Raw genomic sequence first — 15,984 nt, 5'->3', positions numbered from 1 at the left:
GTTCAAAGGCTGAACGTTCAAGTTCAAAGGCTGAACGTTCAAGTTCAAAGGCTGAACGTTCAAGTTCAAAGGCTGAACGTTCAAGTTCAAAGGCTCAACGTTCAGGTTCAAAGGCTCAACTTTTGAGTTCGCGGACGCTCCCCCTGCCCCCTGCTCCTCTGCCCTCTTCACTAGGCGAATAAATTTTAGCGTAGCTTGAGCATAGTGCTACATTGCCGTTAACCTTTGCTAATTTTGTGGGAATACTATTTATTGTTGGTCTTGGGTTGTAGGGAATAATTGACGTATGAATTTGCTGCGACTGAGAATGCATCACTTAATCGAGCAGTTAGCCGATGAGGATTTGCAAGACATTTGGGACGTTCTCGAAGGTTTACATTGTGACTTTTATATGCTCAAAGCGATACAACAAGTTAAGCGATCGCAGCAACCGTGGGATATCTTAACCCATGAAGAAGCGATACGACTGTTGATGTTTTTCTGATTCAGTAGCGCTTTTAATAGTGCTGAGTAGTAGCCCATAGTTAAAGCTAAGGGATTAGTTAGGAAGAAATTTGTTTATTATTTAGAGCTAAAGCCAGAGATTTAGACCCATATGCCCAAGTGTAAGTCTTAGTATTGCTTCTTCACTCAGCACCCACCACTTTCAACTCAGCCCTCTTTTGGTGTCGTCCCTCAAGTTTTGGTTAAGGTAACGCCTAGTGAGTCTGGAAATGCGCTATGCAAGGTCTTTTTTACTAGACCTGAAGAATTTAGAACCTGCCGCCTACGAGCGGGTGCATGATTTTGTCTTTATTGAGTTAGCCCAAAAGTGGCAACTGAGTGATCTAAAAGAACTACGACACCTTGATAGTGAAGGCATTTTTCACCGCTTTACCCTAGATAATTATCTGATTGGTATAGAAATCAGGGGTGAAATCGTGAAATTTCTGCGTGTCATGCCCATGCCAGATGTTTAAGGATAGGAGTCAAGGGAACACTTAAAACTGTAAACTGTATAAGGCTAGGCAGGGATCGCTATAACCTTACATTAAACTGGTTTTGAAAAACACTTTATTTGAGATTTCCCTATGGATGCTAGGGCACTTTGGCAACGATACCAAAACTGGTTATATTTCCACGAGGGATTGGGACTGTACTTAGACGTGAGTCGAATGCGGTTCGATGATGCCTTCGTGGATTCATTGCGTCCGAAGTTTGACAAGGCGTTTGCGGATATGGCTCAACTCGAGAAGGGTGCGATCGCAAATCCTGACGAGAAGCGCATGGTTGGACACTACTGGCTGCGAAATCCTGATTTAGCACCAGCTCCAGAACTTACACAAGAAATTGTCCAAACCCTAGAACAAATCGAAGCCTTTGCGGAAAAAGTCCAAACAGGTGCTATTCATCCTCCCAGAGCAAGCCGCTTCACGGATATTATCTCCATTGGAATTGGTGGTTCCGCTCTCGGTCCCCAATTTGTCGCTGAAGCCCTCGCTTCTGATTTCCCGCCCCTGAAACTTCACTTTATCGATAACAACGATCCGGCAGGTATCGATAGCGTTCTCAATCATGTGCGAAATAGCCTCGCCAGCACTTTGGTATTGGTGATCTCCAAATCTGGAGGGACGCCAGAACCTCGCAACGGCATGATTGAAGTTAAAAAAGCCTACGCCGGACACAATTTGGAATTTGCTCAATATGCGGTAGCAATTACCAGCGTTGATAGCAACCTCGATAACTTGGCCAAAGACGAAGGTTGGCTGGCCAGATTTCCCATGTATGACTGGGTGGGAGGACGCACCTCAGAAATGTCTGCTGTGGGGCTAGTACCAGCGGCATTACAGGGGATTGATGTTCGCGCCATGCTAGATGGCGCAAAAGAAATGGATGACGCTACCCGCGTCCCAGATGTGAAAAATAACCCAGCAGCCTTGCTTGCTTTGTCTTGGTACTTTGCGGGCAATGGAAAGGGCGAAAAAGATATGGTTGTTCTACCTTACAAGGACAGCTTATTTTTATTCAGTCGCTATTTGCAACAGCTGGTGATGGAATCCTTGGGCAAAGAAAAAGACTTAGACGGCAATGTTGTCCATCAAGGCATTGCCGTTTATGGCAACAAAGGCTCAACAGATCAACACGCTTACGTTCAGCAGTTACGTGAGGGTGTGGCGAATTTCTTTGCTACCTTCATCGAAGTATTAGAAGATCGTCAGGGCCCATCCACTGAAATAGATCCAGGAGTTACATCAGGCGATTATCTTTCCGGTTTTCTCCAAGGAACCCGACAAGCGCTTTATGAAAATCACCGCGATTCGATTACAGTCACCATTCCCCAAGTTAACCCCCGAACTGTTGGGGCATTAATTGCTTTGTATGAGCGTGCTGTTGGTTTATATGCTAGTTTGGTCAACGTCAACGCCTACCATCAACCAGGTGTAGAAGCTGGCAAAAAAGCTGCCGCCACCATTATCGACTTGCAAACACGAGTCGTAGCAGTCTTACAAAAAGAAAAAACTCCCATTTCTCTTGACGAACTCGCCAACAAAGCAGGCGCATCAGATCAAGTTGAGGCAATTTACAAGATTTTGCGTCATATCTATGCCAATCAGCGAGGTGTGGTTTTGCAAGGTGATCTTCACAAACCCGATAGTTTGACCGTTTCTGCTAGCTGATAGCTCTAGTCCTCATATCACATTTTGTCCATAATTGTTGTATCATCAACAATTTTTTATTGTGAAGCATCCTAGATAGAAGATATATCTTCCGTCTAGGATGCTTCACTTTTGGTTAATAGGTAAATCGCGGAGAAAGTAAAAGCGATCGCCTTTCCAATCACTGTTTTTTATTCGCCCTAAATAGCCTGTTAAAGGTGAAGAAAGTTCAATCAGTAAATCGTGAACGACTTCATCATTGAGCTTGGGGTTATGCGTAGCATTATAATAAACACGAGTTTCTGTAACGGTGAAACTCTGATGTGTAGCTTTTGAACTTTGGTTATCTTGTTCAGAGAGTTCTTTGACTACTGTGATAATCTGCGATCGCAACTTAATCTCTCTCTCAGCTTTATCGATATATTCATCAATTTTATAGTCAATTTGCCCAGGTTCTAGATATTGCTGTAATTCGATTAAATTAATAGCACCTGGATATTTTGCTTTGAATTGAACTAGTTTTTGTAAAGTCATAGCATTAATAATACTTACTTTCCATTTTTGTGCGGCTTTTAGTAGATCCGTAGATGGATTACCTGGCCCAATTACTAATTTTGCTGAATCCAAAAATTGATCAGCACCTAAATGCATTCCGCCTAGCTTAATTAATTCCTCAACTGTACCGCTAGGAATAAGCCTACCCGCTTTACACTCGCAAACAATAGGGTAAGGTTTTGAACAAAATAAATCTAAGCCTCCAGCGCCACCTTTGTAAGCATTTTCAACTTTGAAGCCTAAAAACTCCAGACTTTGACGTGCAATGTTTTCAAAATCTGTACCAGCTTGATAGTTGCTTTTTTTCTCATCTAGCTCAATGCTGCGATCGCCCAATTTTGCAATATCATTTATCCAAGCTAAATTTGGATCGGGTTGCTTAATTAGCTTGTCACTACTCCAACCCAGAAATATTTTGATATCGTCGTCTAATTGTTTAGCTGCTGGCTGGCTAATGGTTAGGGATGCAATCGCACTCTGCAATTCTTCAAGTTCAGGGTGTAGCGGTGGCTCTAGTTTTTCTAATTGGTATTTGCGTTGGGCGAAGGTGCGATCGGTTAATACTGGCTTGGCTTCATAAATATTGAGAGGTTGCGGTAATGCAACAAACTGGCTATTTGACTTTATCGGGACTTCAATTGATTTAGGCAACTGATATACTCGCAAATATGCCAAAAAAATATTTTGCCTTTGGCTTAGTATTTCTTTTAAACCTTTTGTAGTCCAAATAGTTAGCAGTGATAAAGCAGTTAATGATTCAGCATTATTCAGAACTTGGCACAGTTCACACCTACCCCAAGCTTTAATTAAGACTGTTTCATAAGCTAAGAAAGGTAGTTTTAACTGTTTCTCATCTGAAAGTAAACTCATTTGTTGAGGTTGTATCAAAACACCCTGAACATTTAACTGTGTAAATGCACTTTGGGCAATAGGTAAAAAACTTGAGCGATAGTACTGCTCAACTGGTAACACATTAATTGAACCATCTACTGGACAAAGGGCAAATTCTCGCCCCGGAGTAATAAATTTATTGGGCATTACTGCAACTATTCTTCCATGTAACAATGCCTCAATTTCTGGTGCTGGTAAACGTAAAGCAGTATTCATTATTACTAAAATAAATCGTTTGTACCAACACTCACTGCATCTACAACCTTTGTTAGAATTACATTGCTGCTATCAATTTCTTCATCAATAGCATCTTCAGGAACTTGTCCTGATGGATCACTCAGAATTTCACGGATGAGATAATTATCACTTGCTATCCCCTTTTGGCGGATAAAATCTATAATTTGCTCTTCGCTTAACTCATCATTTTTACGATCTTTCATGACAGAATACACAGCCAATAGTGGTTTGATGTCTTCAGTTTTTAATAACACCCATTCACCACCTAGCTCTGATGATAAAAGTTTAGTCAAATACTCTTGTGCTTTAGCAGCACCTTTATTAATTTGCTTAGAGCGAACTAGGCAACCACGGGTGAAATCAAATTTTTTGTATTCAATTAATCGTTTCAATGTAGCTTGCACGAATAAGCCTCCAGACTCTTGCAGAACAGCCACAACAATTTTGACATCTTTACCGTTTTCTTTACCAACGATTTTAAAGTCAAGGTAGCCTCTATCCACAGCTTTAACTTTAACATCAAGAATATCTACGATTTGTACATTTTCTAAAACTTCCCCTTTGATGGCAGTAAATCCTAATCGGAGTGCTTTAGTAAGAGTTGCTTTATCCTCCATATAATCTTGTATAGTAGTTTCTAAAGCAACTATTTGTTGCTTATAAGCAGGTTCTACTGGATGTTCTTCTGGATCGGTTTTTCCAGAAATACAAGGTTTAAAATTTTCCGCACACCATTTTAAAACTTTTCTGACAATCGGTTTCTCCTTGCCCAATTCTCTAAGCTTATCTTCATCAAATGGGTAAAGTGGATGAGGAGTTTTTAAGCCTTTCTCTTGATAAAATTCTTCAAGCCATCGAGAAACTAAAGTAACAACATCATCCGAATTAAGATATTTTAAATCAATTACTTGTTCAGCAATTCTATCTATAACTGAATCAGCATTTGATAGTTTTTTAACCTCATGAATCCAATGATCAGGAAAAATGGATGTTAGCAAAACACCTCGTTTAATCTTGTCAGATAAGTCTTTAGCTAAGATAGCTGTAACTTGTCGTGCAGTATATCCTATTTCATTACAGTGATCACTTTCCATTTCATCAAAACAAACGACTATTGGTTTATAATCGCTAATTAAGTCAAGAATTTGTCGTACTGTATTGAAAGATTCAGCTTCTTGATCATCTTCACTCACATTAGCTAAACCCATCGCATCAGCTTTTGTTTATGGCAAGCTACCACCAGCCAGCCACCGAATAGCAAATAATTCATAAGCTGGATCAGGAGAAAGTGTCCATATAATTGCCGTGAGAATATCCGGATTTTGGATATCAGACTTGATACTAAGCACCTTATCTCGCAAAACTTCAACTACTTTGGGATTTTTAGCTAATGCCCCAGGAAATTGATTTACTAACTGTTGAGATGTATAGTTTTTGTTGAAAGCTTCATTAATTAAACCTGTTGCTAACTCTTGCCATTGACTAACACTTTTACTCCCTATTTGTTTAAGACTATTTGCTAGAGTGTTTAAGAATTCCGCTTTAATCCTGTTTAGGTTATTACATTGACTCATGTAAACGAATAAAGCGCTACCATCAATCTGTAATCGATGACGAATTCTGCTGATAACATGGCTTTTTCCTAACCCCCTTTCTGCTGTCATAGTAATACCAACGACTTTTTGCTGTCCACTACGAACTTCTTCAATTGCCTCATAAACAGCATTGGAAGCATGAGCATTTAAAGATGCTTCATCGGGAAAACCTTGTCCCCAAACATTATGATCTTTAACTACTAAGCGTCCCTTAAATGGGTTGTGGTTGTTGATGGCATTAATTAAATCATTAGACATGGATTTATTGGAAAAAGTTGTGTATGAGGACTAGCAGAAAATTAGCAAAAATTAGTGAACTAGTTTAAACGTTTGGCATAGCAACGCAGTCCACTGACTTCAGTAGTTACCGAGTCTTCAAGTTTGACTGGATCATTGTCTGGTAAACTTCCACCTTGAAGCTGCAAAATATCCTTCTCCTGCATTTTCAACAGCCACTCACTGAACTCTGTACGACTGACCTGATCGCCTATTTCTCTCCTGATACGATAAATTGGCACAAGATCATCTAGGTTGTAATTTTGGTTCAACTTGTCGTAAACTTCCAACGCCACTGGCTTAAACTCGTCGTAAGATGCGATCGCACTCTTCCCATTAACTGGTACATCTGCACCACTTACCGCAACATCAATCTGACTAATCCACTTCACCAACGCATTCGCCGCCCAAGTTCCGACAATCGTCCCTTCAAATTTAAAATCAGAACTTTTTAAACCCTCACCCAATACTTCTAAACCCTTGCCAGATGTCAGAGAATATCCCTTTTTGGAAATTGCGATCGCTCCCTGTGTCTGTAATTCCTCGAATATGCCCTGATAATCTGATACCTTATTTTTTTTGGATACAATTCGGTCATGAAGTTGACGTTTGTTCACTTCCTGCTGCGTTCCTCCCAAATTCCATAAAGCCAAAAGGAGACGAGTTCTAGTTTGGACTGTATTTTTTGATGTTATATTGAGTGTATTTTTTTACAATTTTTATCAAAGTGGCTGTATCTTTTTAATTTATTTACTACGAAAAAATAACCGAGAAATTGCTGAATATTTCCGTGTTTGGGCTAAATTGAATAATAAAAAATCAACAAGATTCAGTACTTACGCAGTGAAAACCTGAAACCTCGATCCCCCCTTAAAAAGGAGGGAACCAAAGACCCAACTTTTTAAGGGGGTTGGAGGATCTCTTGTGCGTAAGTCCTAAAGATATTTCCTTAGGATGAATGCAGTTTCTCCCAAAGGCAGGATGAAATACTTGAGAAAATCGATGATCATGTATACTTGAATGCTGTAGCTGTGCAGTTGTACATTGAGTGGTATATGTTTTTTCAATTCCAGGGGAAATAACAGGAATTCCAACTTTGTTTTTGCAACAGCAAGGCTTTTAGCAAATACAGGTGATGATGAAATCCGATGAACACAATATATAAAGAACGTAAAGTAGTTTCGCGTCTATTTGCAGTGCTGCTTTCAGCATTGCTAACAGTACCCTTGCTGAGTAGCTGCGGAGGAGGTTCCCGAAATGCTTCTGTGCCACCACCTGTTGATGATAGTGTTGGTAGAACAGTGAGCGATCGCAACAATCCAAACCAACCTGAAGCTAAGAAGGGATTGGGTACGGGGCAAAAAGTGGCACTTTTGGCAGGGGCTGCTGCACTTTACTACGTTTACAACCAGCATAAAAATGCTTCAAAAGAAGGAGCGCAAGGTAAGTACTATCTTTCAAAAAATGGGCGTGTATACTACCGCGATGCTGAAAAGCGCCCTCACTGGGTAACTCCACCATCAGAAGGAATTCGAGTACCGGAATCTGAGGCACAAAGGTATCGGCAATACCAAGGCTATAACGGGAGTACCACAGGTCGCGATCTAAGTGGCATCACTTCATCCGCAGCTCCGGCTCTCTAGATAGCGAAGCGTGTGTAAATCATAAAGCGGGTTTCCTGGAGGATAACGCCGATCGCGCACGTCGGAAACACGAACTAAAATCAGGAGATAGATCATGGTAGATGAATTTTTGCGAAAGGCGAAGGATTTGCTTTTAGGGTCGAACAGCGATCAAGTTGACCAAGATGCCGAATTCCGCGATCGCAATGTACGTCCAGCCAGCGAAGACCCTTACGGCGACCCCGCAGATGCGGCATCTTACGGCAACGTTACTCCAGCCAGTCAAGACCCTTATGGCGACCCCGCAGATATCTCGTCTTACGGCAACGTTCGCCCAGCTAGTGAAGACCCTTATGGTGACCCCGCAGACCAAGGCGAGTTTGGTGACGTCCGCCCAGCCAGCGAAGACCCCTATGGCGACCCCGCAGATGATTATAAGCGTTAGTAACACTTGATGCAGTAATAAATTCTCAGACTAGTTTTGAAAAAAGGCAAGCAGTAATAAATTTTCAGACTAGTTTTGAAAAAAGGCAAGCAGTAATAAGTTTTCAGACTAGTTTTGAAAAAAGGCAATAGTAATTGATGCTATTGCCTTTTTTTTATTTATAAAAAAGTGATTGTTACAGTACACCAGCTAAATTAAGTAAAATATATTACTAAGGATATTTAATTTCTTTCTCTAAAAAACTACTTAAAATATTGAAATATTGCCGCTAATTGCCGCTAATTACCGTTTCAATGTATACTTTATAGATCGCGATATTACCAGAAAGTCTTTCTGTAAAACTGAGAGATTTTAACAAGAAACGTAATAAAATTATAGATAGCAATTTTAAAGACTTAATTGCGAACAATTTGTCAGTTATTCATCATTTTGCTAGTGATAAGGCATCTAATAGAAGCTGGAAAATTTACGAATCTAGTAAATTTATTCAAAAACGTTTAGAGGTTGATGAGAGTTTTACCCTTGAGTCTAAATTACAGGAAACAATTAATATCGCCACAGAAAATAGTAACGTTAATTTAGCAGATGCCTTAAAGTTTTTACAATCTCGTCAACCTTCCAATAATAATTCAATCTCAGAATGGCAAAAGTGGGCAGACGACTTGCAAAATGTGATGGTTGAACAGCTAGATATTGGTTATGATGTGCAATTTTCGGAAGAGGATACTAAAGCTCTAGATAACTACCTTTATCTCAGTAATCTTTCGTTGGATTGCATTCAAGAAGGTAGCTACACTAGTAAAGGTTTGCGAGAAGAACTGATTGATAATTTACTGCTGCCAAAGGAACAGATTCCGCTACATTTGTTTGGAGATGAAGTTAGCCACATTCTTATACAGGACTAATTGGGGGCTTTGCTTCCGGTTCCCCCCTTTTTAAGGCTACGGTGTATACACAAGTCTGAAATAGCTTACTCATCTAGTTTTTCACGTCAGTTTTACCCCACCCTAACCCTCCCCTTGTCAAGGGGAGGGAAAAAGATTTCTTATTTCCCCCCTTTATAAGGGGGGATTAAGGGGGGTAATTCGACTTGTGTATACAACACGGTAGCTTTTTAAGGGGGGTTAGGGGGATCTTTATACAACTTGATAACTTTACAAACATCCTCTAAGCAAAGACTTCAGTCCACTTTAAGTGGACAGTAGCTTTGAGCCGCCGTACTTCAGTACAGGGCAGGATATGGCTAACTGTAAGGACTTCAGTCTCAAGGCGTTTAATTATTTAAACTCTTCGAGTTGATCCACACGTAACCAAATATTAGGTGTTGGCACTTTCCCAAACTTAATCAGAGCGTAATCACCCTTGACATCTACAATTTCGCCCTTGGTTTCAAACAAATAAGAAGGAAACCGAGTATCACTGGCTTTTGCTTCCAGACTGTTTTCCAGTTTCTCGCGGATAGCGCGAACCATATCTCCTTTTTTAATTGCCATGAGTTCCCCTCTCAAATTTGTAACTTGTTTCATTTGCATTTTAAGAGACTTCCGAGTTAGAAGTAAAAACTCCTAACTCCAAACTCTTAACTTCTAACTCCCCGTAGTGTTTGACACCGTAGGCAAAAGTGACTAGAACGCCCAGCTAGCCTAATCCGTTGAATTGGTGTGCCACAAACTCGACAGGGTTCTCCAGCGCGGTTATAAACCCAGGCAACACCACCATAATTACCGTTGACACCCTTAACACTTAAGAAATTACTAAAAGTCGTACCACCAGCTTCAATACTGGTTTCTAAAACTTGAATTATGGCTGTTCGTAAACGTTCAATTTGCTTTAGCTGCAAATCTATACACAAGGTTTCAGGTAAAATTCCACTCTTAAACAATGCTTCATCGGCATAAATGTTACCTAATCCCGCCACCACTGATTGATCGAGTAGCGCAGTCTTAATCGGACGGCGGCGGTTTTTGAGTTTGAGAGCTAGATATTCCACAGTAAATTCGGGCGAAAATGGGTCTGCTGCCAGTTTTGCCAAACCAGTCATAATGCTTTCTACAGCAACACCAGGCGGAACCCACCAAATTTTACCGAAGGTACGCTGATCAACAAAACGCAATTCCTGCTGCTCCCCAAAGAATAATCTCACCCGCGTGTGCTTATGTAATGGTTCATCTCGATGCAGCCATAATAGTTGACCAGTCATTCGCAGATGAACCCCTAGCCAACCGGTTGATGAAGGGGAAGAGGAGGATGAGGGAGCAAGTTCGGCGAGGAGATATTTTCCGCGACGATACCAAGTAGCGATCGCATTCTTTTTAATTCCATCAACAAACTCACCAACAGAAAACGGGTAGGCGATGGTGCGATCGAGCAACACATCTCCCCCCGTGATTTCTTGGTTGAGGGTCAATTGATTTAGACCCCTTCGGACTGTTTCAACTTCAGGCAGTTCAGGCATTCAAGCTGAGTTAAGCAGGCAATTTTGATGTACTTGAGAGATCAAGGAAGAAAAGATGGGGTAGGAACTTACACACCTGTAAGTGGCTCGTAGTACTACCAAAGAGAAACCGTAAATACCCTCAGGGCGGCTTCTCAGAGACTAGGGTAGGCTAGGATGAAGGATGAATGAACTGAAAGTTTCCCACTTCAGACTTCATACTTCAGATTTCCCTTCATCATCGCATCAAACAACCCCCTTGTAGCTTTGCTGCTTATTTTTTAGGTGGTTTAGCCTTTGGAGCTTCAACCTCCACTAATTCATCTTGGGCAAAGTTGTTGGTATTGATACCAGAGTAATTTACCTTGTCAAAGCGGACAATTACTGGGTATTTGATGCCGCTTTGGTCAATGGAAGCTACAGTTCCAAGATCCTGAAACCAGTAGGATTCAGGGCGGAGAATACGTACTTTAGAACCACGTTGAACCATGATTATTTTCCCTTTTAGTTATCAATCGCCAATCTAGAGGGCTAATTGATTTCACTCTACAACCTGAAGGTCGCAGCAAGAGTCTTTGTTAAGTTATTTGTCTGAATTAGGCACTTGTACTGAGCGAACGCAAGAGCGTCTCGTAGAGAAGCCGTTGGGGCAGCCTCTCCAAGAGTTGTATTGGGTATTGGGGATTGGGCATGGTTATATATATCTCCTTGTCGCCTTTTCTCCCTGATTTCCCCACTCTCCTAGCACATCCCAAATTTCAAATGGTATTATACCCTACTTGACAAGGTACACGTTATAGCGTACCTTCGTTCGCAACAGTATGTTTTGCACAAACTTATGTTTTACTCAATACGAACACGCTGCCCTCGTTACCTCTGCCGATCCGCAGATCGTTATCTATATAAGTGATATCTAACCAGCCTTGCTGTTGATCACTTTTTATTGCAAAATCAATCGCCGGAAATTTTCTACCTGCTTCAATTTGTTGGATAAAAGTTACCGGAGAATTGTATTCTATTAAACGTTGTAAGCCGATAATAGACCGCTCAAATTTCACTTGGACACGCCGATCTGAAACTGGCTCAAATTTAGCAGCTACGCTGACTAATCCTGACAAATAAGGTAAGCCAGAAATCTCAGCTATGTTGTAAACACTCGCAGTATCTACCCGGATACACTGATAGATTTGACCCAGTTTGCAAAAAGGTAAACGATCTAAGTTTAAAAGAGCCTTGCTAGTGGTGTATAGTAATCGCCAATCGCCATCTAGCAAATTACTAGCTTCCACCGGACGGGGTGTAGGATTAAAGTCTTCTAAATTGGCGATCGCAGCTAGGATAGCCTGTTTCTGTGCTTGGGTCGCCAATAAACCGCGATCAGTAAGTGCGATCGCATCTATAAGAGCCGCTTTTGCCATCATCGCCTGTCACCTCTAAAATCACTCAGCTTCCATCAGCATAAACAAGATATTCATCACCCATGTATAGAGCCATAAAAGTTACTAATAATCGCTTGACTTAAGCCATATGCCTATTAAATAAAAAATTTCTATCGGAATGCGGATTTCTCAACTAAAGGGTTGAAAAGATAACTAAATTAATCCGTGTCAAGTGATAGACTCTAAATGTCAACTTACGTATACCTTTTCTTGTCCTCCTCGATATGTTGAACTCTCCATTACGTGAAGACCCCCGTAACCAACGAGCCGATGTCATCCCCTTAAAGCAAGAGTCCTCTTTGTTGAACTGGTTGCAAACCAATGGTCGGATCATAACGCGTGACGTTCACGAACCGGATTTTCAAGATGACGAAGAAGAAATAGACTCCCTAATGGGTGTAGAAGATGGAATTGGCACAACCTTGATGATGATGACAATATAGGAATCGCCGAGGATTAGCCTTTTCAGGCTAGGGACTTGGTAGTATCCCTAGTTCCTGATATTCAGTTTTATAAGTGTGGAGTGAAGGGAAACTTCTGTGGACGCTAAATTATCTCCTGAGCAAGGATTAAATATTTCTGGAATCGCTCTAGCCTCTTTATTAGCCGTAGGGCTAGGTATAACAGCATTTTGCTTGGATTCAATGGCCAATCGGCTACCCTGGCAAAGTATGTCGTTGACCCTGCCACTACTTTTGTGTGCGCTGGGTTCAGGTACTGTGGGCTATTGGGTAATACCCCTGCTTCAAGCCCTCAAAACTGGACAAATAATTCGCGAAGATGGCCCCCAAGCCCATCTAAAAAAGGCAGGCACCCCAACAATGGGCGGTATATTTTTTATACCTATAGGTGTGATAATTGCCTGCATATTGTCTAACTTTGCTACAGACGTGCTTGCAGTTTCGGCATTGACAGTCAGCTACGGATTGATTGGCTGGCTTGACGACTGGCAAATTCTGCGTCGGAAGTCAAATAAAGGTATATCTCCCCAATTAAAACTGGCTTTGCAGGTGAGTTTTGCCGCAGTATTTTGTCTATGGCTGATGTTTAATCAACCTTCTAATATTACAAATATTGCTTTGCCTTGGGTGAGCTTCACACTACCCTTAGGATTCCTATTTTGGCCTCTAGCAGGTTTTGTGCTAGTTGCAGAAAGTAATGCGACTAATTTAACAGATGGTATTGATGGCTTGGCGGCAGGAACAGTAGCGATCGCACTTTTGGCATTAGGTGCCCTGATTGCACCTACAGCACCTGGGTTGATGGTTTTCTGTGCTGCTTTAAGTGGTGGGTGTTTAGGTTTCTTAGCCCATAATCGTAACCCAGCCCGCGTTTTCATGGGAGATACTGGTTCTTTAGCACTGGGAGGAGCTTTAGCTGCTGTAGGGCTATTGACAAACACCTTAGTAGCTCTGTTCATTCTCAGTGGTATCTTCTTCGTAGAAACTCTTTCTGTGATGGCACAGGTAAGTTATTACAAAGCCACTAAGGGTCCTGATGGCAAAGGCAAGCGCCTTTTCAAAATGGCACCCCTACACCATCATTTAGAACTGACTGGCTGGTCAGAATTGCAAGTGGTTGGAGTATTTTATGTCATCGCTGCTATATTGGCTGCTATCTGCTTGGCGTAGGCGCAGCCCGCCGCAGGCATCGCTCCATTCTGAATCGTTTGAAAAACTGCTCGAATACAAAATGACAACTCCTACATCTTTAGGGAGTTGTTTTTTTATACGGTAAATTTATGAGTTTCTAATTTCTATGCTGGAAAGTTTGACCGAATTTACGATGTTTCAATTTTGAATAATGGAATTGTTGGCGGAGCCTCTCGTAGAGAAGATTCTTGCGTTCCATTATTTAATGCATGTTTGAGACTTGCGAATTTAAACGCGAGAATAATTCTATTTTTCCATTATCCAAACATTTTTTGATAAGCAAGTGACTTTAGGGATGGGTCAATCTAAAATCTAAAATCTAAAATCGTTCGACTGAGCGACTTGTACTGAGCGAAGTCGAAGTAAGCCGAAGTCTAAAATCTAAAATTGATTGACGCTTGATGCCGACTGAAGGGCTGCCCATTCCACTGTTTGTGGTGTTATGAATTATTAATTACAGGTATTTACATACTCCATAATCCGATTCTTTCCAGTTCGCTTTGCCTCAAGCATCGCTTGATTTGCCCGATTCAGAAAATCTTTAACCGTAATCCCTGGTTCTGATACAGCTATTCCAAAAGAAGCGGTGATGCTTTTGAGGATCTGATCGCCGTCCTTCAATTGCATTTGTTCGACATCTACCCTTAGTTGTTCTACTCGCTTCCTGAGCGTTTCCAGCATCATATTTGGCATCACAATTACAAATTCTTCACCACCCCATCTGCAAGCAATGTCAAAGGAGCTAATAGATTTTAACAGCAGCTTTGCTAATTCCTGGAGAACAATGTTGGCAGTCATATGCCCATAGTGCGAGTTGTAAGATTTGAAGTTATCGATATCAAGGAAAATAACACTAAGAGGTTGCCCCGACCGTTCAGCTTCCGCTAGCCTCTGTTCCGTTATATTTTGCATATAGCTTTGATTGAATAGTTGGGTCATTCCATCCCGCAAACTATCATAGGTTAGACGTTGTTTTATCGATAGATTATTCAGTGCAATGCCTAAGGTTCTAGCAATAATCTCAGTAATTTGTTGCTCTTCTCGACTGATTTCTTCAAGGGCATTGATGTGTAAAATCCCAATTACTTCGCCTTGTCCAAACAATGGAACACATAAATGTGCGCCGCTAACAGGTGGTATTAAGTGGCTGCACATCAGCCCTGCATTACAAGGCGAAAAAAGGTTTAATTTTCCTCTCCGTAATGCCCAACAATCAGATAGTAAAAATACTTCTTTACTGCTTCTTTGACTTCCCCAAGTACTATTTATCTGAACATAATTTTTTGAATTAGCAATTATATTGATACAACCACTCATATTAGGAAATAGCTTGGAACAGGTTAAAGCGACCACTTGATACACCTCATCTTCAAACTCGCAAGAATAAAGCATATCCGCCATATCTGAGAGATATATAAGTTCTCGTTTTTTTGCTTCTAATTCCAGTGTTTTTTCTTCTAACTGCCGATTTAGATCAGTGAGCGATCGCTGTGCTTCTATGGATTCTGTAATATCAATACTGATCCCACCGATGCGACAAGCGCCCGTTAGGTAATCGCTAAACGGAAACTTAAACGATAGCCAGTAGCACGGCTGATCATTACCAGGTATCTTTATCTCTTCAATCAGCTTCAACGGGCGTAGAGTCTTCAAAACGACTTGATCGTTTTCCATTACCCGCCGCCCCTCTTCTGGATCTGGCAAGTATTCACTATCCGTTTTCCCCAACCATTCTTGTGGATCTACCGAAAATCTAGACTGTATTTCCTGGTTGTAGTAAAGCACTCTAGATTGCTCATCTTTGATATAGGCTGCAAACGGGCCCTGATCGAGGAATAGCCGTTGTATCTGCTGGCTGCGCTGAAGTGAGCGGATATCTTCTTGATATCTGGCGATCACCTCTAAAATTTGATAGGCGGTTGGCATTAGGCAGAGTAAGGCAGATAATGAAACAAACGCCATTACATCAAGTACGCCTAAGTGCAGCAGTGACACTGCCACATGTGGCTCAAAGATCGCCAGAAGGTGATGAAATCCGCAAAATAGTACAAATCCACTTGATAAGAAAAAGGCAAGCCAAAACTTAGAAGGGATAGTTGCCTTAGTTTTGGCAAAGAAAACCCCTATTACTGTGGGGATGCCAAAGTATGAAAATGCAGTGATGCCGTGAGCAATTATGCAGTTCCAGTAAATAGGCTCCAT

Annotated in this window: 16 protein-coding genes and 1 pseudogene; 8 read left to right on the top strand and 9 right to left on the bottom strand. The window is 41.3% G+C overall.

Features of this window, described 5'->3' with window-relative positions:
• Positions 1-286: 286 nt before the first annotated feature.
• The 3 genes from V7K49_RS00435 to V7K49_RS00425 all read left to right on the top strand — a co-directional run bounded on the left by V7K49_RS00435 (position 287) and on the right by V7K49_RS00425 (position 2,657).
• The gene (locus V7K49_RS00435; RefSeq protein ID WP_334874080.1) at positions 287-484 is read left to right on the top strand and encodes a hypothetical protein; all 198 of its coding nucleotides are present in this window, start codon (positions 287-289) and stop codon (positions 482-484) included.
• A gap of 217 nt (positions 485-701) precedes the next feature.
• Positions 702-959 (top strand): cytotoxic translational repressor of toxin-antitoxin stability system, encoded by a 258-nt coding sequence (locus V7K49_RS00430; RefSeq protein ID WP_273763768.1) that lies wholly within the window; start codon positions 702-704, stop codon positions 957-959.
• A gap of 111 nt (positions 960-1,070) precedes the next feature.
• Entirely contained in the window at positions 1,071-2,657 is a 1,587-nt protein-coding gene (locus V7K49_RS00425) for a glucose-6-phosphate isomerase (RefSeq protein ID WP_334874081.1), read from the top strand.
• A 105-nt stretch (positions 2,658-2,762) separates the two neighbouring features.
• Here V7K49_RS00425 and V7K49_RS00420 read toward each other — a convergent pair whose 3' ends face one another.
• The 4 genes from V7K49_RS00420 to V7K49_RS00405 are packed head-to-tail and all read right to left on the bottom strand — an operon-like array spanning position 2,763 to position 6,843.
• Positions 2,763-4,298, bottom strand: a complete 1,536-nt coding sequence (locus V7K49_RS00420) for a DUF1802 family protein (protein WP_335204072.1) — start codon at positions 4,296-4,298, stop codon at positions 2,763-2,765.
• A 5-nt stretch (positions 4,299-4,303) separates the two neighbouring features.
• Entirely contained in the window at positions 4,304-5,527 is a 1,224-nt protein-coding gene (locus tag V7K49_RS00415) for a hypothetical protein (protein ID WP_335204071.1), read from the bottom strand.
• A 15-nt stretch (positions 5,528-5,542) separates the two neighbouring features.
• Positions 5,543-6,172 carry a P-loop NTPase fold protein gene (locus tag V7K49_RS00410; protein WP_335204070.1) on the bottom strand — a complete coding sequence of 210 codons (630 nt, stop codon included), beginning with the start codon at positions 6,170-6,172 and terminating at the stop codon, positions 5,543-5,545.
• A gap of 59 nt (positions 6,173-6,231) precedes the next feature.
• Positions 6,232-6,843: a hypothetical protein gene (locus V7K49_RS00405; RefSeq protein WP_442948623.1), complete on the bottom strand. Its 612-nt coding sequence runs from the start codon at positions 6,841-6,843 to the stop codon at positions 6,232-6,234.
• A gap of 495 nt (positions 6,844-7,338) precedes the next feature.
• Here V7K49_RS00405 and V7K49_RS00400 point away from each other — a divergent pair, with 495 nt between their 5' ends.
• From V7K49_RS00400 to V7K49_RS00390, 3 genes are all read left to right on the top strand, one after another.
• Positions 7,339-7,833 carry a hypothetical protein gene (locus V7K49_RS00400; protein WP_335204069.1) on the top strand — a complete coding sequence of 165 codons (495 nt, stop codon included), beginning with the start codon at positions 7,339-7,341 and terminating at the stop codon, positions 7,831-7,833.
• A 94-nt stretch (positions 7,834-7,927) separates the two neighbouring features.
• Positions 7,928-8,257: a translation initiation factor gene (locus V7K49_RS00395; protein ID WP_334874090.1), complete on the top strand. Its 330-nt coding sequence runs from the start codon at positions 7,928-7,930 to the stop codon at positions 8,255-8,257.
• 410 nt (positions 8,258-8,667) lie between these two features.
• A complete protein-coding gene (locus V7K49_RS00390; RefSeq protein ID WP_335204068.1) occupies positions 8,668-9,162 on the top strand; it encodes an NACHT C-terminal helical domain 2-containing protein in 495 nt (164 codons plus the stop codon).
• Between the two features lie 372 nt (positions 9,163-9,534).
• On the opposite strand, the gene V7K49_RS00385 is transcribed toward V7K49_RS00390, so the two are convergent.
• From V7K49_RS00385 to V7K49_RS00370, 4 genes are all read right to left on the bottom strand, one after another.
• Positions 9,535-9,750 carry an NAD(P)H-quinone oxidoreductase subunit O gene (locus V7K49_RS00385; protein WP_298918180.1) on the bottom strand — a complete coding sequence of 72 codons (216 nt, stop codon included), beginning with the start codon at positions 9,748-9,750 and terminating at the stop codon, positions 9,535-9,537.
• 86 nt (positions 9,751-9,836) lie between these two features.
• The gene (locus V7K49_RS00380) at positions 9,837-10,712 is read right to left on the bottom strand and encodes a DNA-formamidopyrimidine glycosylase (RefSeq protein ID WP_335204067.1); all 876 of its coding nucleotides are present in this window, start codon (positions 10,710-10,712) and stop codon (positions 9,837-9,839) included.
• 253 nt (positions 10,713-10,965) lie between these two features.
• Positions 10,966-11,181 (bottom strand): photosystem I reaction center subunit IV, encoded by a 216-nt coding sequence (locus V7K49_RS00375; RefSeq protein ID WP_094332781.1) that lies wholly within the window; start codon positions 11,179-11,181, stop codon positions 10,966-10,968.
• Positions 11,182-11,527: 346 nt separating this feature from the next.
• Positions 11,528-12,112, bottom strand: coding sequence for a PAP/fibrillin family protein (locus V7K49_RS00370; protein ID WP_335071644.1), 585 nt, complete (start codon positions 12,110-12,112; stop codon positions 11,528-11,530).
• A gap of 242 nt (positions 12,113-12,354) precedes the next feature.
• Here V7K49_RS00370 and V7K49_RS00365 point away from each other — a divergent pair.
• Positions 12,355-12,590, top strand: a pseudogene (locus tag V7K49_RS00365) (DUF3134 domain-containing protein).
• Positions 12,591-12,669: 79 nt separating this feature from the next.
• Entirely contained in the window at positions 12,670-13,761 is a 1,092-nt protein-coding gene (gene mraY / locus V7K49_RS00360; RefSeq protein ID WP_335204066.1) for a phospho-N-acetylmuramoyl-pentapeptide-transferase, read from the top strand.
• Positions 13,762-14,232: 471 nt separating this feature from the next.
• Here mraY and V7K49_RS00355 read toward each other — a convergent pair whose 3' ends face one another.
• Positions 14,233-15,984: a diguanylate cyclase domain-containing protein gene (locus V7K49_RS00355; RefSeq protein WP_335204065.1), complete on the bottom strand. Its 1,752-nt coding sequence runs from the start codon at positions 15,982-15,984 to the stop codon at positions 14,233-14,235.

It is taken from the genome of Nostoc sp., assembly GCF_036919675.1.
In the GTDB taxonomy this organism is placed as follows: domain Bacteria; phylum Cyanobacteriota; class Cyanobacteriia; order Cyanobacteriales; family Nostocaceae; genus Nostoc.
The sequence above is the reverse complement of the archived record's forward strand: the minus strand, read 5'-3'. Positions and strand labels throughout refer to the sequence as shown.